Annotated in this window: 16 protein-coding genes and 1 pseudogene; 8 read left to right on the top strand and 9 right to left on the bottom strand. The window is 63.2% G+C overall.

The annotated features are described in order from the left end of the window. The first annotated feature begins 30 nt into the window (after window positions 1-30). The gene (locus QNO18_RS11470) at window positions 31-1,119 is read left to right on the top strand and encodes a PA0069 family radical SAM protein (protein ID WP_283178792.1); all 1,089 of its coding nucleotides are present in this window, start codon (window positions 31-33) and stop codon (window positions 1,117-1,119) included. 71 nt (window positions 1,120-1,190) lie between these two features. On the opposite strand, the gene QNO18_RS11465 is transcribed toward QNO18_RS11470, so the two are convergent. The 6 genes from QNO18_RS11465 to QNO18_RS11440 form a co-directional block, all read right to left on the bottom strand. Beyond that, window positions 1,191-1,664 (bottom strand): MmcB family DNA repair protein, encoded by a 474-nt coding sequence (locus QNO18_RS11465; protein WP_283177764.1) that lies wholly within the window; start codon window positions 1,662-1,664, stop codon window positions 1,191-1,193. A 381-nt stretch (window positions 1,665-2,045) separates the two neighbouring features. Further along, the gene (locus QNO18_RS11460) at window positions 2,046-2,363 is read right to left on the bottom strand and encodes a hypothetical protein (protein WP_283177763.1); all 318 of its coding nucleotides are present in this window, start codon (window positions 2,361-2,363) and stop codon (window positions 2,046-2,048) included. Between the two features lie 115 nt (window positions 2,364-2,478). After that, a complete protein-coding gene (locus QNO18_RS11455; RefSeq protein WP_283177762.1) occupies window positions 2,479-3,201 on the bottom strand; it encodes a proteasome-type protease in 723 nt (240 codons plus the stop codon). A gap of 33 nt (window positions 3,202-3,234) precedes the next feature. Further along, on the bottom strand, window positions 3,235-4,062 hold the full coding sequence (locus QNO18_RS11450; protein ID WP_283177761.1) for a transglutaminase family protein: 828 nt from the start codon (window positions 4,060-4,062) through the stop codon (window positions 3,235-3,237). Next, the gene (locus tag QNO18_RS11445) at window positions 4,062-5,012 is read right to left on the bottom strand and encodes an alpha-E domain-containing protein (protein ID WP_283177760.1); all 951 of its coding nucleotides are present in this window, start codon (window positions 5,010-5,012) and stop codon (window positions 4,062-4,064) included. Before QNO18_RS11445 ends, QNO18_RS11450 begins: the two co-directional genes overlap by 1 nt. 6 nt (window positions 5,013-5,018) lie before the next feature. Continuing rightward, complete coding sequence (locus tag QNO18_RS11440; protein ID WP_283177759.1) at window positions 5,019-6,434, bottom strand: circularly permuted type 2 ATP-grasp protein; 1,416 nt, start codon at window positions 6,432-6,434, stop codon at window positions 5,019-5,021. 547 nt (window positions 6,435-6,981) lie between these two features. Between QNO18_RS11440 and QNO18_RS11435 the strand changes: the two genes are divergently transcribed. Both QNO18_RS11435 and QNO18_RS11430 read left to right on the top strand, forming a co-directional pair. Further along, entirely contained in the window at window positions 6,982-8,847 is a 1,866-nt protein-coding gene (locus tag QNO18_RS11435; RefSeq protein ID WP_283177758.1) for a M3 family oligoendopeptidase, read from the top strand. Window positions 8,848-9,001: 154 nt separating this feature from the next. After that, a complete protein-coding gene (locus QNO18_RS11430; protein WP_283177757.1) occupies window positions 9,002-9,481 on the top strand; it encodes a VOC family protein in 480 nt (159 codons plus the stop codon). Window positions 9,482-9,553: 72 nt separating this feature from the next. On the opposite strand, the gene pssA is transcribed toward QNO18_RS11430, so the two are convergent. The 3 genes from pssA to QNO18_RS11415 are packed head-to-tail and all read right to left on the bottom strand — an operon-like array spanning window position 9,554 to window position 12,025. Next, window positions 9,554-10,363 (bottom strand): CDP-diacylglycerol--serine O-phosphatidyltransferase, encoded by an 810-nt coding sequence (pssA, locus tag QNO18_RS11425; protein WP_283177756.1) that lies wholly within the window; start codon window positions 10,361-10,363, stop codon window positions 9,554-9,556. After that, a complete protein-coding gene (locus QNO18_RS11420; protein WP_283177755.1) occupies window positions 10,364-11,116 on the bottom strand; it encodes a phosphatidylserine decarboxylase in 753 nt (250 codons plus the stop codon). A 48-nt stretch (window positions 11,117-11,164) separates the two neighbouring features. Then, window positions 11,165-12,025 (bottom strand): DUF2189 domain-containing protein, encoded by an 861-nt coding sequence (locus QNO18_RS11415; protein ID WP_283177754.1) that lies wholly within the window; start codon window positions 12,023-12,025, stop codon window positions 11,165-11,167. A 592-nt stretch (window positions 12,026-12,617) separates the two neighbouring features. Here QNO18_RS11415 and QNO18_RS11410 point away from each other — a divergent pair. From QNO18_RS11410 to QNO18_RS11390, 5 genes and pseudogenes are all read left to right on the top strand, one after another. Next, a complete protein-coding gene (locus tag QNO18_RS11410) occupies window positions 12,618-13,577 on the top strand; it encodes a glycine--tRNA ligase subunit alpha (protein WP_198836400.1) in 960 nt (319 codons plus the stop codon). Between the two features lie 108 nt (window positions 13,578-13,685). After that, complete coding sequence (locus QNO18_RS11405; RefSeq protein ID WP_283178791.1) at window positions 13,686-14,108, top strand: DUF6446 family protein; 423 nt, start codon at window positions 13,686-13,688, stop codon at window positions 14,106-14,108. Between the two features lie 165 nt (window positions 14,109-14,273). Continuing rightward, window positions 14,274-16,535, top strand: a complete 2,262-nt coding sequence (gene glyS, locus QNO18_RS11400) for a glycine--tRNA ligase subunit beta (protein ID WP_283177753.1) — start codon at window positions 14,274-14,276, stop codon at window positions 16,533-16,535. A 132-nt stretch (window positions 16,536-16,667) separates the two neighbouring features. Beyond that, a pseudogene (locus QNO18_RS11395) lies at window positions 16,668-19,222 on the top strand (putative PEP-binding protein). Window positions 19,223-19,488: 266 nt separating this feature from the next. After that, complete coding sequence (locus tag QNO18_RS11390) at window positions 19,489-20,529, top strand: cell wall hydrolase (protein ID WP_283177752.1); 1,041 nt, start codon at window positions 19,489-19,491, stop codon at window positions 20,527-20,529. The last annotated feature ends 148 nt before the right edge of the window (window positions 20,530-20,677 follow it).

Raw genomic sequence — 20,677 nt, 5'->3', positions numbered from 1 at the left:
ACCGTGCCAGCGCCCCGCCCTTCCAGCCCTGTGACCACACCGCTGCCCGGTCTTTTGCCGGGGCAGCGCGTCAGGGCACGTGGTGCCGGTCTCAACGAGGCCGGCCGTTATGAGCCGCATCAGCGCGAGGCGCTGTCCGACGGCTGGGATATGGTCGAAGATGACGCGCTGGTGCAGACGGAAATCAGCCGCGAAGTGCCGAAATCGGCGATCAGCCGCAATGCCTCGCCCGACCTGCCCTTTGACCGCTCGGTCAATCCCTGGCGCGGGTGCGAACATGGCTGCGTCTATTGTTTCGCGCGGCCGACCCATGCCTATCTCAACCTTTCGCCGGGGCTGGATTTCGAGACAAAGCTCGTCGCGAAACCGGGGATCGGCCAGGTGCTGGATCGCGAACTTCGCGCCAGAAGCTACAAGGTCGCGCCGATCGCGCTTGGCACCAATACCGATCCCTGGCAGCCGGGCGAGGCGCAGTACCGGGTGACACGTGAGGTGGTCGAGGTGCTGTCGGCCTTTCGCCACCCGCTGGCGATCACCACCCGCGGCACGCTGATCGAACGCGATATCGACCTTCTCGCCCCGATGGCGGCGGAGGGTCTCGTCCGGGTGGGCATCTCGATTACCACGCTGGATCAGTCGCTTGCGCGCAAGATGGAGCCCCGCGCGCCGGCGCCTGCCCGCAGATTACAGATCATCCGGCGGCTGAGCGAGGCCGGCATCCCGGTGCGGCTGATGCTGGCGCCGGTCATCCCTGGCCTGACCGATCATGAGATCGAGCCACTGCTGGACGCCGCAAAGGAGGCCGGCGCGACCAGCGCCAGCTGGATCTCGCTCCGGCTGACGCAGGAGGTGGCGGGGCTGTTTCGCGACTGGCTGGAACGGGCCGAGCCCGGGCGCGCGACCAAGGTGCTGAACAGGGTGCGCGAGATGCATGGCGGCAAAGATTATGACGCCACATTCGGCAAAAGGATGAAGGGCGAAGGCCTCTGGTCGCGGCTGATTGCCGACCGCTTCCGCCGCGCGGCGGCAAAACTGGGCCTGGACGCGCCGCAGCCGGCGCTGCGCTGTGATCTTTTCCGGGTGCCCTTTGCCAGAGGCGACCAGCTCGGCCTGTTCTGATCCGGCGGGCCAGCAGACCGGTTTCTGCACAGAAACCGGACAAATTTCTTTTAAGAAATTTGCCTTGCGCCTCAGGGCAGCGGATCGCGCAAGGCGAGCAGGCGCAAGGCGGCATAACGGGCAAAATCGCGGCTGACCACTTTGCGCCGGGCGGGCGCCAGCGGTGTCTCATCAGACATACGGATGATCTCGCCCCCGAACGCGTCAGCGAGGATCAGGCCGTCGTTTTCGGGCAGGATCTCTTGCGGGAAATCAGGTCCGACCGCCCAGAAAAAACGGTCGCACCAGGCGGTATAGCCCTGCCATTTGCGATCCGCCCGAAAATCCGCGCGGCAGGATTTGCATTCGACGATCCAGACCTCGCCCTTTGGCCCGATCGCCATCACATCCGCGCGCAGCTTGCCAGCCAGCGGCATTTCCGCAACCGGTGCAAATCCGTGGCTGCACAAAAGCCGCGCAACCCCGCGCGCGATGCGCTGACCCGCCTGCAGGGGCAAGAGATCAGGGGCGACTTCGGGGATTTCAGCCAGGGTCAGGCGATGCATCAGGTTGTCCATCGCCCCAACATGAACAAACAGTAAACATTTGTCCAGTCTTCCGGCCTGCCGCAAGCAATAGCCGAACCGGGCCAGCGGCGGACTTGCACTACTGCCCCCGCAGCCCTAGATATGAAAGCGGCGGGTGCTGCTCTTCGCGTGAGGGGTCCATAACCCAGTGGCCGATAAGCATATGAATGGGGGCTGGCTCTGCCCGGATCCTGGTCCGGATACCTGGTTCCCACCTGAGACCTCTGGCTCTCGGGATATCGAGACCACCCACGGCCGCTGCGGGCCCGCCACCTCTTCCCGCCCCAGCTGGCACGCCTCAGCCAAAGAAAAGCCCGCCAGCGGTGACGCGGCGGGCTTCTTAAGCTGATGGCTGACGGATCAGCGGCGCGGCTGGCGCTTTTGCTGTTCGGCCCGCGCCTCGATCCGGATCGGGATCATCTGCTGACGCAGGGCGCCGCGCGGCGTGTCATCCTGTTCGGACAGCATCATGACGCGGATTGCAAATTGCACGCCCGAAAAGAGAACGCCGAAAAACATCACCAGCATCGCGACAGCCACCCAACCCATCGCGCCTGCCCCGCCAATCAGCGCGCCCACGGCCGCGACATTGGTCCAGAGCATGGCGGCGACGAACCCTGCGGACAATCCAAACCCGATGGCGACGGATTGAATATAGAGGCGGACGAGATTCGGCATGAGTCGTTTCTCCTGCAGTTTCCAGAAAGCTATGCACCTGCAGCGTCTATGTGAAGACCCGGATACAGTATTTGCGCAAAAGCGTGACAGCTTGCCGCTACGTCACCCGAACAGGTCAGACCGCGATCCGGGTAAAGCCGTCGCGCAGCGCATTGGACCAGGCCTCGCTCATGGCGCGGAAGCCTTCATCCCCGGCTTCGATCCGGCGCCGCGACGTGACTTGCAGCGCGTCTTTTTCAATCACTGCCAGATCGAGCGGCATTCCCACCGAAAGGTTCGAGCGCAGGGTTGAATCCATCGACAGCAGCACCGCCTTCTGTGCGTCCTGCAACCCGGTTTCCGGCCGGACCACCCGGTCCAGGATCGGTTTGCCGTATTTATGTTCGCCGATCTGGAGGAAGGGCGTGTCATCGGTGGCTTCGATGAAATTCCCCTCGGGATAGATCAGGAACATGCGCATACCGCCGCCCTTCCTTTGCCCCGCGACGATCATCGAGGCCGAGGCGCCCTGGCTCATCGAGAGTTTCTCGTCGATCTCACGCCGCACCGCAGCCAGCGTATTCCCCACCAGCTGCGCCACTTTCAGCATGGTCGGCGCCAGGGTGATCGAGGTTTCCGGCGTTGCGATTTCGTCATCCATCGCCTCATGCAGCCGCGCGATGGTGGTCTGAGTAACGGAAAGCGATCCCGCCGTCATGATCACGATCACCCGCTCGCCCGGCACCTCAAAGGTGAACATCTTGCGATAGGTGGAAATATTGTCGAGCCCCGCATTCGTGCGGGTATCGGACAGGCATACCATACCCTGGTTGAGCAGAAGGCCGACACAGTAGGTCATTTCTCACCGGAAAATTAATTCACCCGCAGGACACTACTGATCAGAAGAAAGGATCGCAACCGTGACATCCATCGCTTCATCGCCCGCCTGGCCGCCGCGGGCGATGCCGCGAATGGGGGCAGCATCGCGGGCGTCAAAGCCAGAGGCAAGGCGTATGTAGCGTTCATCCGGGCAGCAGGCATTCGCGGGGTCAAAGCCGATCCAGCCCAGACCCGGCACATGGATCTCGGCCCAGGCATGGGCGGCCTCATGCGCGGCGCCCGATGCGTCGGCGAAAAGATAGCCCGACACATAGCGCGCCGGCAGGTCACGCAGCCGCGCCAGCGCGATCAGCGCATGAGCATGGTCCTGACAGACCCCCTCGCCCAGGGCGAGCGCTTCTGATGCCGAGGTATGGGCATCAGTCACACCAGGATGGTAGGCGATGGCCCCGGTCACCGCAGCCGATAAGCCATGCGCCAGAGCAAGCGGCCCCCCGGCATCCGATACGCCTTCTGCCAGATCCGAGAGCGCCGCCGAAGCGGCGGTCATCGCGGTCTCGCGCTTATAAGCGCAGGGGTTGATCATCTCGCGGTAGCCTTTCAGCATACCGGCAGTGTCAGAGGTCTCTACCAGTCCGCGCACGGTCACTGACAGGTCCGTCAGCGGCCCGGCGATGCTCCAGCCCTGGATGCGGTCGCCGGCGCCATCGGTGAACTCGGCCCCTCTGACCGCCGCCGCATCGCAGCCTTTGACCGAGATCTCCCATGAGATCACCCTCTGGCCCTGAAACACCGAAGGCGTCAGCCGGTGGCTTTGCACAAGGCCCCTGACCGGGCGTTCATAGCTGTATCGGGTGATGTGATCGACGCTCAGGCGCATCAGCTGATTTCTCCGCCCAGATAGACCTCATGGATGACAGACCCAAGCTCTGCCACGGATCCGATAAACCGCGAGAGGTATTCGTGCAGGCCTTCATCGAAGATGCGATCAATCGTCTCGCTCTCCAGGTCTGACAGCATGGCGCGCACCCGCTCCTGCGCCGCACCGTCCTTGCGGTAGCATTTCGCCAGCCGCGCGAGGTGATTGTCCGCGCCCGCGATACAGGTGATCAGGGCGCGCGGGCTTTGGCGGTTCAGGATCAGGAAATCGGCGATCTTGCCGGCGGTGATTTCGCCGCCATAAGCCCAGTGAAAGGCACGCTGCGCGCCCATGGCCCGCAACAGCGTCGACCACTGATAATTGTCGAGCCCCGATCCCACGAAATCCAGTCGCGGCAGCAACACGTAATATTTCACGTCGAGAAGCCGGGCGGTATTGTCGGCGCGTTCCAGATAATATCCCAGATTCAGGAAGTTATAGCCGTCGTCGCGCAAAAGATTGGCGTCGATCGCGCCCCTCACCAGCGCTGATTGCCGCGTGACCCAATCGGTCAGCGTGGACTGGTCGAGGGTCGAGCGTTCCAGCCGCTCAAGCTGGCGCAATTCCTGAAAGGCCATGTTCAGCGCATCCCAGACCTGGGCGGTCATGGCTGTGCGCACGATGCGGGCGTTTTCCCGCGCAGCCGTCAGGCAGCTGGCGACGGAGGACGGGTTGTCACGGTCGAAAAACAGCCAGGATTCCAGATTGCGCTGCACCGGGTCGCCATATTTGGCGGTGAAGCCCTCGGCCATGCCACTGGCCTGCAACAGGCTGTCCCATTCGCTGCGATAGCCATGTTCCGAGGGGATCAGCGAGATGCGGCTGCCCACATCCAGCAGCCGCGCGACCGTATCGGCGCGCTCCATGTAACGTGCGATCCAGTAAAGGTTATTGGCGGTTCTTGAAAGCATGTCCGGTTACTCCGCCAATACCCAGGTGTCCTTGACGCCGCCGCCCTGCGACGAGTTCACCACGAGACTGCCCTCGCGCAGAGCCACCCGCGTCAGCCCGCCCTTCACCAGTTCAATCCGCTCTCCGACAAGGCAATAGGGGCGCAGATCGACATGGCGCGGGGCCACGCCCTCGTCGACAAAGGTCGGCACGGTTGACAGCGCCAGCGTCGGCTGTGCGATGTAATTTGACGGATTGGCGATCAGCTGGGCGCGGAAGGCCTTGATCTCGGCCTTGCTGGCAGTGGGTCCAACCAGCATCCCATAGCCGCCCGAGCCATGCACCTCCTTCACGACCAGCTCGGAAAGGTTGTCGAGCACATATTTCAGATCGTCGCGCTCTGCGCATTTCCAGGTGGGAACATTGTTCAGGATCGGCTCTTCGCCCAGATAAAAGCGGATCATCTCGGGCACATAGGTATAGATCGCCTTGTCATCGGCGACCCCTGCCCCCGGCGCCGAACAGATCGACACCCCACCCGCGCGATAGACATCCATCAGACCCGGCACGCCCAGCATCGAATCCGGGCGGAAGCACAGCGGATCGAGGAAGGCATCATCGATCCGGCGATAGATCACATCGACGCGTTTCGGGCCTTCGGTCGTGCGGGCATAGACGAATTCGCCATCAACAAAGAGGTCCTGGCCCTCGACCAGTTCGACCCCCATCAGATCGGCAAGGAAGGAATGTTCATAATAGGCCGAATTGAAATGCCCCGGCGTCAGGATCACCACCTTGGGGTCACCCTGGCATTTCGCAGGCGCCACCGAGGCCAGCGTCCGGCGCAGGATTTCCGCATAGGAATCAATCGGCTCAATACGGTTTTCGCGGAAAAGACCCGGGAACATCCGCATCATGATCTCGCGGTTTTCCAGCATATAGGAGACGCCCGAGGGCGTTCGGCAATTGTCTTCCAGCACGAAAAACTCTTCCGGCCCGGTGCGCACAAGATCGATGCCGACGATATGAGAATAGACGCCTTTGGGCGGCACAAAGCCCACTGCGGCCTTCTCATAGGCGGCATTCTGATAGACGAGGTTTGCCGGCACCCGGCCCGCGCGGATGATCTCGCCGCGGCCGTAAACATCGACCAGAAACATGTTCAGCGCTTTTGCGCGTTGTTTCACGCCACGATCCAGCCTGGCCCATTCGGCGCCGGAAAACACGCGCGGAAACATGTCGAAAGGGATCAGCCGGTCCGGGTCGCCGCCCTCGCCATAGACCGCGAACGTGATGCCGATGCGGCGAAACAGCGCCTCCGCCTCGGCCTGTTTCAGGCTCCGGAGTTCTTTCGGCATGGTCGCCAGCCATTCTTCGAGCCTCGCATAGGGGGCGCGGGTGCCCCCGCCGGATCCGTTCATCTCGTCGAAGAATACGCCCATATCTGGCTCCACTCGCTTAATGGCCCTTTCAGTCAAGCGCGCCGTTTCCGCATCGTAAAGGCCTGACCGGGTCAAAACTGCACGAATGACTGACTGCAACAGATGCAACCGCTCAAAAAAAGGGCATTGCTGTCGCAAACGCCCCAGCCCAGCGGCGGTTCCCGTCTATCCTCGCCCTGATCGAGGCAGACATGTGCCAGGGGGGCAACAAAGGTGATCAGGAGTCAGGCAAGAAACCCGGCACCGGTCCAAAGGCGCGGACCAGCAGGATATCCATGAAGCCGGCAGAAAGGCAGGTTGCCTTCCAGATCAATGCGAAGACGCCGCGCCAGCCCCTGACGCGCGGCGGAGGGGCTCCAGGCCGGCTGAACTCCCCCAGTCGCAATAGAATTCGCGCGATCACCGGCCCAGCAAGTTTCGCCCTTCCTCCCCCGCTTCAGCCAGCAGGACAGGCGACAGATCGACCCTTGCCCTTGCAGCCCGCCCCCCCTCGCGCCTAGATGGAAGGCAAGGCCCCGTCGGGGGCAAAACAGCACAGGTAGTTCCGATGATCCGCAGCCTTCCGACCCGCAGCCTTCAGACCGGCAGCCTCTTCCGCCCTGTATTCGATGCAAATTCCGGTGCCACTGGGTCTGGCAAGGGCTTTGGTGATCTTCCGGAATGGGATCTGACCGATCTCTACCCTGCGCCGGACGCGCCGGAATTTGATCGCGATATGGAATGGCTGACCAAAGCCTGCGCCGATTTTGCGACGGGCTATGAGGGCAGGCTCGCCTCGCTTGATGCGGCGGCGCTTTTGCAATGCGTGCGCGAATACGAGGCGATTGACGTCACTGCCGGGCGGCTGATGTCCTATGCGGGGCTGCGCTACTACCAGAACACCATGGATTCCGAACGCGCCAAATTCATGTCCGACGCCCAGGACGCGGTGACGGTGGCGACCACTGCGCTCGTATTCTTCAGCCTTGAATTCAACCGGCTGGAAGATGCACATCTTGGCGCCCTGCTGGCCGCAAATGCCGATCTCGCCCGCTACAGGCCGGTCTTCGAGCGGATGCGTGCGATGCGCCCGCATCAGCTGTCCGATGAGATGGAGAAATTCCTCCATGACCAGTCAGTGGTCGGCGCCTCGGCCTGGAACAAGCTCTTTGACGAGACCACTGCCGGGCTGATGTTCACGGTTGCGGGCGAAGAGGAGGAGCTTAACCTCGAGGCAACGCTCAACCTTCTGACCGATACCGACCGCGCGAAACGCGAGGCGGCGGCACGGGCTCTGGCGGTGGTGTTTGACAAAAACGTCAGGCTTTTTGCCCGCATCACCAACACGCTCGCGAAGGAAAAGGAAATCGAGGATCGCTGGCGCAAGATGCCGACGCCGCAGACCGGGCGGCACCTGTCGAACCATGTCGAGCCCGAGGTGGTCGAGGCGCTGAGGAACGCGGTTGTCGCCGCCTATCCAAAGCTTTCGCACCGCTATTATGCGCTGAAGGCGAAATGGATGGGGCTCGACCGGCTCGAGGTCTGGGACCGCAATGCACCGCTGCCGGTCGAGGCGCCGAAGACCATCGACTGGACAACGGCCGAGCGTCAGGTGACCGAGGCCTATGGCGCCTTTGACCCGCGCATGGCCGATCTGGCAAAACCGTTCTTCACCAAAGGCTGGATTGATGCCGGGGTGAAGCCCGGCAAGGCGCCCGGGGCATTTGCCCATCCGACCGTGACCACCGTCCATCCTTATGTGATGCTGAACTATCTGGGCAAACCGCGCGATGTGATGACGCTGGCGCATGAGCTGGGGCATGGCGTCCACCAGGTGCTGGCGGCGGGCCAGGGGGAGCTTCTGTCCTCGACCCCGCTGACGCTGGCGGAGACGGCATCGGTCTTCGGCGAGATGCTGACCTTCCGCAAGCTTCTGGACGAGGCCAAAACCCCGGCCGAGCGCAAGGTGCTGCTGGCGGGCAAAGTTGAAGACATGATCAACACGGTCGTACGCCAGATCGCCTTCTACGACTTCGAATGCAAACTGCATGCCGCCCGCCAGGAAGGCGAGCTGACGCCGGACGATATCAACGCGCTCTGGATGTCGGTCCAGGCCGAGAGCCTTGGTCCGGTGTTTGACTTCATGGATGGCTATCAGACCTTCTGGGCCTATATCCCGCATTTCATCCACTCACCCTTCTATGTCTACGCCTATGCCTTTGGCGACGGCCTCGTGAACGCGCTTTATGCCGTTTACGCCGACGGGTTGCCGGGATTCCAGGACAAGTATTTCGACATGCTGAAAGCGGGCGGCTCGAAACATCACAAAGAGCTGCTGGCGCCGTTCGGCCTTGATGCCTCGGACCCGAAATTCTGGGACAAGGGCCTTTCGATGATCGCAGGCTTCATCGACGAGCTGGAAGCGATGGAATAAGAAAAAGCCCCCGGACCGAAAGGCTCCGGGGGTTTTCATATCGATGTCCCCGCTGCCTCCGCCGTGCTCCGGCCAGAGGCGTCCAGCGGGTTTCCCCTGCCCCCCGGGAACCCTGCCCGGCGCACGGCGTTATGCGCTGAGGGAGGAAAATCCAATGTCGATCGCAAAAAACACCATCTGTCTGTGGTTTGACAAAGACGCAGAGGCGGCGGCAAATTTCTACGCCTCGGTCTTCCCCGACAGCCGGGTCGAGGCCGTTCACCACGCGCCCGCGGATTACCCTTCGGGGAAAAAGGGCGACGTGCTGACGGTTCAGTTCACCGTGGCCGGGATCCCCTGTATCGGGCTGAATGGCGGACCGGTTTTCCGCCAGGATGAGGCCTTCTCGTTTCAGATCGCGACCGAGGATCAGGAAGAGACCGACCGGTACTGGACAGCGATTGTCGGAAATGGCGGCCAGGAAAGCGAATGCGGCTGGTGCAAGGACCGCTGGGGCGTGTCCTGGCAGATCACGCCGCGCACATTGACCGAGGCGATGGCCGCAGGCGGCGCAGAAGCCGCGCGCGCCTTTGCGGCGATGATGACCATGCAGAAGATCGATGTCGCGGCAATTGATGCAGCCCGAAGGGGGTGATCACGCAGGACTGATGCAGGACTGATCACAGCGAACTGCTGCCGGGGCGGCGCCGGGTATGATTCCCTGCGTTCAGCCCTCGCGGTGCCGCAGATGGGGCAGCGCGTGCCAGGCCAGTGACGTGGCATAGCCCACCGAGAACAGCAAAAGCGTCACCCAGGGGTAGGTGATCACCAGGGCGACCGCCGCTACCGCAGCCACCAGCGCATAGGGCGCGGCCGATGCCGGGATGCGCACCCGTTTCAGGCTTGGTGTCGGCAGACGCGAGATCATCAGCGCGCCGACCGCCACCATCCAGAAGGTGATCACCGCCTCATGCAGCCGGTAGCCGGTCACATGCGCGAGATAGATAGGGGTCAGTGCGAGCATGGCTCCTGCCGGTGACGGCACCCCGATGAAACCGGTCTTTTCCGTCGGCACCTCTTCGCGATTGCCGACATTGAACCGCGCGAGGCGCAGCATACAGCAGACCGCATAGATCAGCACCGCGATCCAGCCCATCGAGGCCTCGGCCCGCAGGCCCCAGATCCACAGCACCATCGCTGGCACCACACCGAAATTCACGAAATCACACAGGCTGTCGAGTTCGGCGCCGATCGCGCTCTCGGATCGCAGCATCCGCGCCAGACGCCCGTCCAGCCCGTCAAGAAACGCCGCCAGCGCGATCAGCAGGACCGCGATATTGACATTGCCGGTGATCGCAAAGCGGATCGCGGTCAGACCGGCACAAAGCCCGAGGATCGAGACGAGGTTCGGCAACAGCCGCAGCACAAGAAGGCCGCGCTCGCCCCTGACATCCCGACGGCCTTCCTGACCGCCTTCCGCGCCACTGCCGGAATCGGGTTCAGCCGGGGGCCGGATCTCGTCGTCGGGCCCGCCCATTCATTCAATCCGGGCATGGCGCGCAGGCGCCTCGGTTCCGATCAGCGCGATCACCGTCTCACCAGCCACAGCGGTCTGGCCAAGCGCCACCTGCGGCTCTACCCCTTCGGGCAGATACACATCAAGGCGCGAGCCGAAACGGATCAGCCCGAACCGCTCGCCGGTGCGCAGGCTGTCGCCCGGCTTCGTCCAGCAGACAATGCGCCGCGCCACAAGGCCCGCGATCTGCACCACCGCGATATGGCGGCCATCCTCAAGCTGGATAGCCAGCGCATTGCGCTCATTATCCACCGAGGCCTTGTCGAGCGAGGCATTGAAGAATTTGCCCGGCCGGTAAGCCACCGCCGTGACCTTGCCTGCTATAGGCGCGCGGTTCACATGGCAGTTGAAGACCGACATGAAGACCGAAACCCGGGTCAGGGGTTCATTGCCGAGCCCCAGTTCAACCGGCGGCACTGCCGGGGTGATCATCGAGACCACGCCATCGGCAGGGCTGACGAGGAGGCCCTTATTCTCGGGCACTGCACGTTTCGGATCGCGAAAGAAGTAGTAGCACCAGACCGTAAGCCCGACACCGATCCAGCCCAGCGGCTCCCAGATGAAGAACAGGACCAGAGTGACCAGCGCGAAGATCGCGACGAAGGGGATCCCCTCACGGTGCATCGGCTTGACGAAAGTGTCGATCATGCGCATGGGGCTGTCCTCTTGCCGGGTATCTGCCTCGTCTCTACCCGCTCCGGGCGCAGGCGGCAACACAGGCGCGAAGCGCGGGCGCCGTCCTGGCGGAGATTACAGGCTGCTTCACGGCTCTGTGATCCGCGCCTCATCTTCGGGCCAGTCGATCGCGCGGCGGTAAAGATGCCAGCTTGCATGGCCAAGGACCGGCAGCGTGATGAAAAGCCCCAGAAACCCCGGCAGCATCGCGAGAAACAGCAAAAGCGCGATAGCCCCGCCCCAGGCCGGCATGAGGACCGGGTTTTCGCGCACCAGCGCAAGGCTGGTGAGCATCGCGGTGACATAGTCGATATCGCGGTCAAGCAGCATCGGCAGGCTCACCACCGTCAGCGCGAAAAGCAGCGCCGCAATCGCCGCCCCGGTCAGTGTGCCGAAAACCAGCAGCGCGATTCCCGGCGGCGTGGCGAAAACAGCCAGCGATTGCGAGACATTGGTCATCGTCACATTGCCCATGAACAAGGCGAAACTCATATGGGCGAAAAAGTTCCAGAACAGGAAATAGCAGACGATCATCGCCGCCATTGACGGGATCTGACCGTCCTTTTGCGCGAAGATCACGCCAAGGATCGCCCTGCCCTCCAGGGCGCGGCCAGCAGTGAGGCGCCGGCTGACCTCGTAAAGCCCGCAGGCGATGAAGGGGCCAAGGATCGGAAAGCCCGCAGCCGCCGGCAGGGTCCACCAGAATTGCCCCTGGGTGGTCAGCGCCCAGACAACCAGCCAGCCGCCAAGCACATAGATCAGGGCGAAAAACAGGCCCCAGCCCGGCGCGCGGCGAAAATCCTGCCAGCCCATTTTCAGCGCATAGCGAAAGTCGCCCGGATCAAGCCGCAGGACCTCAGGCCTCGCGCCCGGCAACCTGTCCCCTGGCAGGTTTGATCCCTGCCGCTTTGCCCCCGCCGGCGCTTCGGTCTCGCTCATCGCTGTCATTCCGTCCTCCCACTTGCCCTGGCAAGGCTAAGGCGTGGGTCGGGCTTTCTCAAAGTTGTAACTTTCCCGATGGATTTCTCCGGGCCTGCTGTCGGCCCGGAGTTCAGGAAGCAGCCACCGGATCTGTCCCGGCCACGGAGTTGCCCACCAGCTGGGTCCTGGGGGCACTTTACGTGGCGCGACCGCCGGGTGGCGCCAGGGCCATCGCAGTCCCGCGCGGTTCACCCGCCCCGACTGGCAATCCTGGTTATCTTCGCCCCCCAGGCCGCCAGACAGCTGATATGCGGATCCTGGGAGATCTGCGCCCTGTGATGAGGCAACATCTTTCGCTGCTCCGCCTGGCACAACACCCGCCCGGCGAGCCCGCTGCGCTCGCATAAAGGCCTTGACGCATGCACGAGTGGCAGCAGCAAAGACCGGCCCAATCTCAGGCCGGGCAGACCGACGCCGGTCCTGCGGCGCGCAACCGCTGCCTCAGGGCCGCCCCCCTGCGCGTCGCCGCCAGGTCCGGCTTCGGCAATTGACCCCGCCGCCCCCAATGGATAGGGAAATGCCCAGGTTAAAGCAGCCAGGCGCGAAGAGGGCTTTCAGCATGTCACAAGACAGCACCAATCCGGGAAGCACCGTTCCGAAGAGCTTCCAGGAGATCATCCTGCGGCTTCAGAATTACTGGGCCGACAAGGGCTGTGCCGTGTTGCAACCCTATGACATGGAAGTCGGCGCCGGCACTTTCCACCCGGCGACAACGCTGCGCAGCCTTGGCAGCAAACCCTGGGCCGCCGCCTATGTGCAGCCCTCGCGCCGCCCGACCGATGGCCGCTATGGAGAAAATCCGAACCGGCTCCAGCATTACTACCAGTATCAGGTCATCATCAAACCCTCGCCGCCGAATCTGCAGGAGCTCTATCTTGGCAGCCTGCGCGCGATCGGCATCGACCTTGGCCTGCATGATATCCGCTTTGTCGAGGATGACTGGGAAAGCCCGACGCTGGGCGCCTGGGGTCTTGGCTGGGAAGTCTGGTGCGACGGGATGGAAGTCAGCCAGTTCACCTATTTCCAGCAGGTCGGCGGCCATGACTGCAAGCCGGTCTCGGGCGAGCTGACCTATGGCCTGGAACGCCTGGCCATGTATGTGATGAATGTCAGCCACGTCATGGATATGCCGTTCAATAACCCCGATGCGCCGATCCCGCTGACCTATGGCGATATCTTCCGCCAGACCGAGGAAGAATATTCGCGTCACAATTTCGACGGCGCCACGACCGAGATGCTGTTTCGCCATTTCGAGGATGCCGAGGCAGAATGCCAGCGCCTGCTGGATTTCCCGCCGGCGGACCCGAAAACCGGCAAGACCATCATCATGGCGCATCCGGCTTACGATCAGACGATCAAGGCCTCACATCTCTTCAACCTGCTCGACGCGCGCGGCGTGATCTCGGTCACCGAGCGTCAGGCCTATATCGGCCGCGTCCGGGCGCTGGCGAAGAAATGTGCTGATGCCTTCCGTCAGACCGAAGCGGGCCGCGATGCGGCAGAGGCTGTCCCGGCCTGACCGGATCTCAGCGGCAGAGCTGCGCGCGGACACAGGAGATACAGAGTGAATGCTGGCAAAATCGCAGCCGGAGGGCTTCTGGTGACAGGTCTTGTTGCGGGTGTCCTGATGTATTGGCTTCAGGTCTATGCCTTTTATGAGCCGGTCGCGTTCGGGCCAGGCGAGACGGAAATCCGTCTGACGCCGCTTGGCTCGGCGCAGCCCGAGGCCATCGTCGCCGACCATGTCGAGGGAATCGACGCGGACAGCTCGCCTTTGAGGTTTCGCGCCTGTTTCACCACGCCGCTGTCACAGTCGATGCTGACCGAGACCTATCAGATCTACCCGAACCCCGAACCGCTGAACGGCCCGGGCTGGTTCTCCTGCTACAAGGCGGATGAGATCGGCCATGCGCTTCAAACCGGCGAGGCACTGGCTTTTCTTTCTGAACCCGGCATTCATCCCGGCGTCGACCGCGTGATCGCGGTCTTCCCCGATGGCCGCGCCTATGCCTGGCATCAGCTGCAGCCGGAAACCGCCGAAGGCCCCTGATCAAAGCCGGAATAAGCTCCCTGCCCGCCCTCGGCCCATGCTGCATGCGGGCCTCACGGGAACCCCCGGGCGGGATGCCAAACTACAGCGCGACCACGCTGCCTCTGTTGTGATCTGCCGCAAGACTGGTTAGGGACTGCGGCACTGACAAAATACGGTGCCGCCATGCCAGACCTGCTGATCGAACTCTTTTCCGAGGAAATCCCGGCGCGGATGCAGGCCGGCGCACGTGAGGCGCTGAAAAAGCTTGTCACTGACGGGCTGGTCGAGGCTGGTCTGACCTATGGCGGCGCCGGAACGTTCTCGACACCGCGCCGCCTGACGCTTGCCATCGAAGACCTCTCCCCCGCCAGCCGCCCCATCAGCGAAGAGCGCAAGGGGCCAAGGACCGATGCCCCCCAGGCCGCGCTTGACGGCTTCCTGCGCTCGACCGGGCTGAGCATCGACCAGCTGGAAAAACGCGCCGATAAAAAGGCCGAAGTCTGGTTCGCCGTGGTGAAAAAGCCAGGGCGGCCGGCATCGGACATCGTCGCCGAAGTGCTGGAAAACGCGATCCGCACCTTCCCCTGGCCGAAATCCATGCGGTGGGGCTCGGGCACGCTGAAATGGGTGCGCCCGCTGCAGTCGATCCTCTGCATCCTCTCGGATGAAAGCGGCGCCACAGTGGTGCCGCTGGATATCGACGGCATCCCCTCGGGCGAGACCACGCGCGGCCATCGTTTCATGGCGCCCGACAGTTTCACCGTCACCTCTTTCGAGGATTACGCCGCTAAGCTGCGCCGCGCAAAGGTCATGCTCGACCAGGCAGAGCGCGAAGCGGCCATCGCGCATGGCGCGAAAAACCTCGCCTTCGCCGCCGGGCTGGAAGTGGTCGAGGATAAGGGCCTCCTGACCGAGATCGCGGGCCTTGTCGAATGGCCGGTGCCGCTGATGGGCCGCATCCCCGAGGCCTTCCTCGGCCTGCCGCCCGAAGTGCTGCAGACCTCGATGAAGGAGCACCAGAAGTTCTTCTCGGCCCGCAACCCGAAGACCGGCCGCATCGAAGGCTTTGTCACGGTCGCGAATATCGAGACGCCCGACGACGGTGCGACCATCCTCGCCGGCAATCTGAAAGTGCTGACCGCGCGGCTGTCAGATGCGCGCTTCTTCTGGGAAAATGACCTCCGGGTGGCGAAGGCAGGCATGAGCGAATGGGCCGAGGGCCTGACCCATGTCACCTTCCAGTCGAAACTCGGCTCGCAGTCTGAGCGTATCGCCCGCATTGCAGCCCTGGCGCGCGAGATCGCGCCGCTGGTCGGCGCCGATGCGGACCAGGCCGAACATGCCGCGCGTCTGGCGAAGCTCGACCTGCGCTCCGCCATGGTCGGCGAATTCCCCGAATTGCAAGGCGTCATGGGCCGCTATTACGCGCTGGAAGCCGGCGAGCCGGACGCCGTGGCCAACGCCGCCCGCGACCACTATTCCCCCCTCGGCCCCTCAGACGCCGTGCCGTCGGAACCCGTCTCGGTCGCGGTGGCCCTGGCCGACAAGCTCGACACCCTGACCGGTTTCTGGGCCATCGACGAGAAACCCACCGGCTCCAAAGACCCCTTTGCCCTGCGCCGCGCCGCCCTCGGCGTGATCCGGCTGGTGCTGGGGAATGGAATATCCATTTCTCTCGACCAACAGTTCAGAGTTTCGCAGTTCTCACTTCTTAAGCACTTCGCTGCGCTTTCCGCGAAAGAGTACGAACACCCAGACTTTCCTCGAGACGGTGACATCACGTGGTTGCTTGAGCAAGTCGGACCCACTTCTTTTGCTGGGGCTTCCCGAGTCAAAGTCAAATTTGACGGCATTTCAAATCCTGCAATTGCGGAACAGGAACCTGCATGGGGCCCGTTCTTGTGTGGCACTGACTCCAGACAAAACCTCCTCGCCTTCTTCCACGACCGCCTGAAAGTCTTTCTCAAAGACCAGGGCATCCGCCATGACGTGATCGACGCCTGCCTCGCGATGCCCGGGAATGACGACCTCACGCTCCTCGTCAAACGCGCCACCGCGCTTGCCGAGACGCTGAAATCTGACGACGGCAAAAACCTCCTCCAGGGCTATAAGCGCGCGAACAACATCCTAACCCAGGCCGAGGCCAAAGACGGTGTCGAATATTCCTTCGGTCCCGATCCCAAACTGGCCGAGACCGACGAGGAACGTGCCCTCTTCACCTCGCTCGACCAGGCAGAGGCGAAAATCACCCCTGCCATGGCAAAAGAAGACTTCGCCACCGCCATGCAGGCCATGGCCGAATTGCGTGCGCCGATTGATGCGTTCTTTACCGCCGTGCAGATCAATGCGGAAAACCCGATCATCCGTCGGAACCGCCTCAACCTCCTGCATCGGATCCGCGCCATCTGCTCCGGCACTGCCGATCTGACCAAAGTCGAAGGCTGATCCCTTCCCCCTGACGCAAATACTCCCCGGGGGTGCGGGGGCGGGAAGCCCCCGCCGCCGCCTGCCATCTCTCACACCGCTTGCACGAAACAAAATCCGCCCTATTCTGCCAGCCGTGTGAGGAGTGCTGCAGTGCAGAAACAAGCGAAGATCACCGCCTTTTCGGAAATCACCCCATCGGCGCCCATCACAACCGAGGCCCATGGCTGGAAGGCGAAATGTCTGCAGCGCCTCGTTCGCCTTGATCTGCCGGTGCCGCAATCGGTCGCCCTGCCTGCGGCCACGATCCGCGCCCTCGCCCAGGGGCAGCCGGTCGATGCAACTGCCATTCTCGCCCATTTCGGCACCGACCAGACCGCGGGCCCCCTTGTCTCGGTCCGCGCCTCGCCCGCCAACCCCGACTGGGGCGGCCCGGCCACCATCCTTAATATCGGGCTGAACGCAGCGCGCCATGCGGCGCTCGTGGAAACCCATGGAAGCGAGGCCGCAGATGCGCTCTGGTGCCGGTTCATCCAGAGCTACGCAATCCATGTCGCGCGCCTTGATCCCGATATGTTCGAGGATGTCGCCCCCGGCCCCGACGCCCTGCGCGAGCTGCGCCGGCTTTATGAATACGAGACCGACGAGCCCTTCCCCGAAAACCCGGCGCGGCAGCTTTCCGAAGTGCTGCGCTCGATGGCCCGCGCCTGGGAAGGCACCTCGGCCCGCCTTCTGCGCTCGGCCAAAGGCGCGCCGGAAGATGCGGCGCTTGGCCTTGTCGTGCAGCAAATGGCGCAGGGGATCGGTCAGGGCATTTCCGGCTCCGGCGTGATCCAGTTCGTTGATTCTGTCACCGGGCTGAGCCGCATCACCGGGCGCTATCTCGGGCAAAGCCAGGGCCGCGACGCGCTGGCCGCGCGCGAGGCGCTCTATCTCACCCGTGATCCGCGCGGCCCCTCGCTGGAAGAGGAAGCCCCGGAAATCATGCAGGACCTGATCCGGATGGGCGCGGTCTGCCGGGTGAAACTGCGCGAGGAAATGCAGATCGAATTCACCGTCGAGGATGGCAGGCTTGCGGTGCTTGACGCGATCCGCGTGGCGCGCTCGGTCCGGGCCGGGCTTAAAATCGCCGTGACGCTGGCCGAGGACGGGGTGATCCCGCAATCCGAGGCGGTTTTGCGGGTCGAACCCCGTGCATTGTCCGAGCTTTTGCACCACCAGGTCGATCCGCGGGGCTTGCGCGATGTGATCTCGAACGGCATCGCCGCCTCGCCGGGCGCCGCCACGGGCAAACTGGTTTTCACCTCCGAAGCCGCCCAGGCTTCGGCCGCACGCGGCGAGGACTGTATCCTTGTGCGGCGTGAGACGGCCCCGAGGACATTCGCGGCATGCATTCGGCGGTCGCCGTCCTGACGGAACGCGGTGGCATGACCAGCCATGCCGCCGTGATCGCGCGCGGACTTGGCCTGCCCGCCGTGGTCGGCGCCTCTGATCTGCGGCTTGACGGCAAGGACAAGAAGCTGACCTCCCGCGATGGCCGCATCTTCCGCGAGGGCGATGTCATCACCGTCGACGGATCGCGCGGCGAAGCCCTGGCAGGTGCTGCCGAAATGCTGCCGCCTGCGCTGGATGACAGCTTCCACCGGCTGCTGACATGGGCGGATGAGTTCCGCGACATCGGCGTGCGCGCCAATGCCGACACTCCCTCGGACGCAGCGACCGCGCGCAAGTTCAGCGCGGAAGGCATCGGGCTCTGCCGCACCGAACATATGTTCTTCGAAGAAGACCGCTTCACCGTCATGCGTGAGATGATCTTCGCCGATACTTCCGCCGACCGCGCCTCGGCCCTGTCGCGGCTTTTACCGATGCAACGCGATGATTTTCTTCAGCTTTTCGACATCATGCAGGGTCTGCCGGTCTGCATCCGCCTCTTCGACCCGCCCTTGCACGAGTTTCTGCCCGCGACGCGCGAAGGCCTGCGCGAGCTGGCCGAGGCGCTGGATCGCCCGCTTTCCGAGGTCACCCGCCGCGCCGAGGCTCTGCGTGAGGTGAACCCGATGCTGGGCATGCGCGGTGTCCGCCTCGGCGTCGTGCTGCCGGAAATCTACGATATGCAGGCCCAGGCGATTTTCGAGGCCACGATCGAAAGTGCGAAGCGCGGCGCGGTGGTGGTGCCCGAGGTGATGATCCCGCTGGTTTCGGCCGCGCGTGAGGTCGAACTGGTCCGCACCCGGATCGACGCGGTTGCCGCAGCCGTGCGCAGCCGCGCAAAGGCCGATTTCGATTACCGGCTCGGCGTCATGGTCGAGACCCCCCGCGCCTGTCTGCGCGCCGGCGAGATCGCACAGCATGTAAGCTTCCTTTCGTTCGGCACCAATGACCTGACGCAGATGACCTATGGTCTCTCGCGCGATGATGCCGGGCGATTCATGAACACCTATGTGCAGCAAGGGGTCTTCCCCGAAGACCCGTTCCACATTCTCGACCAGGACGGGGTCGGCGAGCTTTTGCTGATTGGCGCCGCGCGGGGGCGGGAAACCCGCCAGGAGCTGAAACTCTCGATCTGCGGCGAGCATGGCGGCGACCCGCTTTCGATCGCTTTCTGCCGCCTGGCGGGATTCGATTACGTGTCTTGCAGCCCTTACCGGGTGCCCATGGCACGTCTTGCGGCGGCCCATCTGGCGCTTCGGGACCATGTGGATAAGTGAAATGGAACCACAATATCATGTGGTTGTCGTGCGAAGTTAATGAATTCGAAACGCATTGTCGGCATTATTCCGCCGAAGCTGACGAATATCTTGTGACCAATTCGCAACAATACTGGACCGCCAGTCCTTGATTCGCCTACTCACGCCCCTTGTTGACCGGTGGCGGCCATAGTTTTGGCCAAAGCCGCGTTTTTGGTGCCCATCGGTATCTGGTGAAAATCAGCCCAGAAGACCGGGCCTTGGGGTAACAGAGCAGGAACCCGAATATGAAACGCTCAGGGAATGTGCTGGCAGCGGTCTCCGTGACCGCTACCTTTGCCCTCACCCAACTGGCCGCCCCGATGGCGGCTCAGGCAGATGTCACCCGCAGTGACATGAACAAACCACGTCTGACCATCGCGGATGAGATGGGGCAGCTTCTCGGCAGCGAGAAGTCGCGACTGAAGGAATTTACCGGCAAGTCGGCTGGCCAGACGGTCGGCAAGTCGGTCGGCCAGCCGAAAATCACCACCGAAACCAGCGCGGCAGACTCTGGCGCGGAAAACTCTGGCAGCAAGGTTGTGACGAAAAGAAACACCGCGAAAGTGATCCGTCCCGGTGCAGATAATGACGCGGGCGCAGCGACGGACACCAGAACCGCCTCGGTCAGCCCCGACGCCGCATCAGAGGACGACGCTCCGCAAACCGTGGTCAGAGCCACGGAGTCCGGCAGTCTGCGGGTTGTCGAGGAAGTGGTCTCGGAAACAGTCGTGGACACGCCCGAGGGCCGTAAGATCCGACGCGTGATCAAAAGAACCACACTCCGTGGTGGCGCAGTGAAAACAGCCGCCGCAACCCCGGTACCCGGGACTGCAAAACCCGAAATCCGCTATGATACCGCCTGGCTCAGGTCCCAGCCGCTGGAACAGGGCGGGCGCGAATGGCAATGCCTGACCGAGGCAATCTATTTCGAATCGCGCGGCGAAAGCCTCCAGGGCCAGTTCGCGGTGGCCGAAGTGATCCTGAACCGGCGTGACAGCGGCCTCTACCCCGCTTCCGTCTGCGGCGTGGTGCGCCAGGCGGGCGGCGGCAGCTGCCAGTTCTCTTATACCTGCAATGGCAGTTCGACCCAGATGCGCGACGGCTATTCGCGTGAAGTGGCTGGCCGGATCGCGTCGCTGATGCTCTCGGGCGCGCCGCGCAATCTGACCGCGGGCGCAACCCATTTCCACACCCGCGGCGTGAGCCCCTCCTGGTCAAAGCGCTTTGCCCGGACAACCTCAATCGGGTCGCATCTCTTCTACCGTCAGCCCGGTACCCGCGGCTGAGGCCGCCCGGGGCGGGAGAACCTGCCCCTTCCGGATTGATCCAGCCAGTTTGCCCCAGGCACTTTGCCCCGGCCCGGTAATACCCGGTCGGGGCAAAAGCTTTTCCTGTCGGTAAAGGGCTTGGGATCGGCGACACAGGCTGCTAGGG

The sequence above is a fragment of the Gemmobacter sp. 24YEA27 genome (genome assembly GCF_030052995.1).
GTDB lineage: Bacteria > Pseudomonadota > Alphaproteobacteria > Rhodobacterales > Rhodobacteraceae > Pseudogemmobacter.
This window is presented reverse-complemented; position numbering and strand designations above follow the sequence as displayed.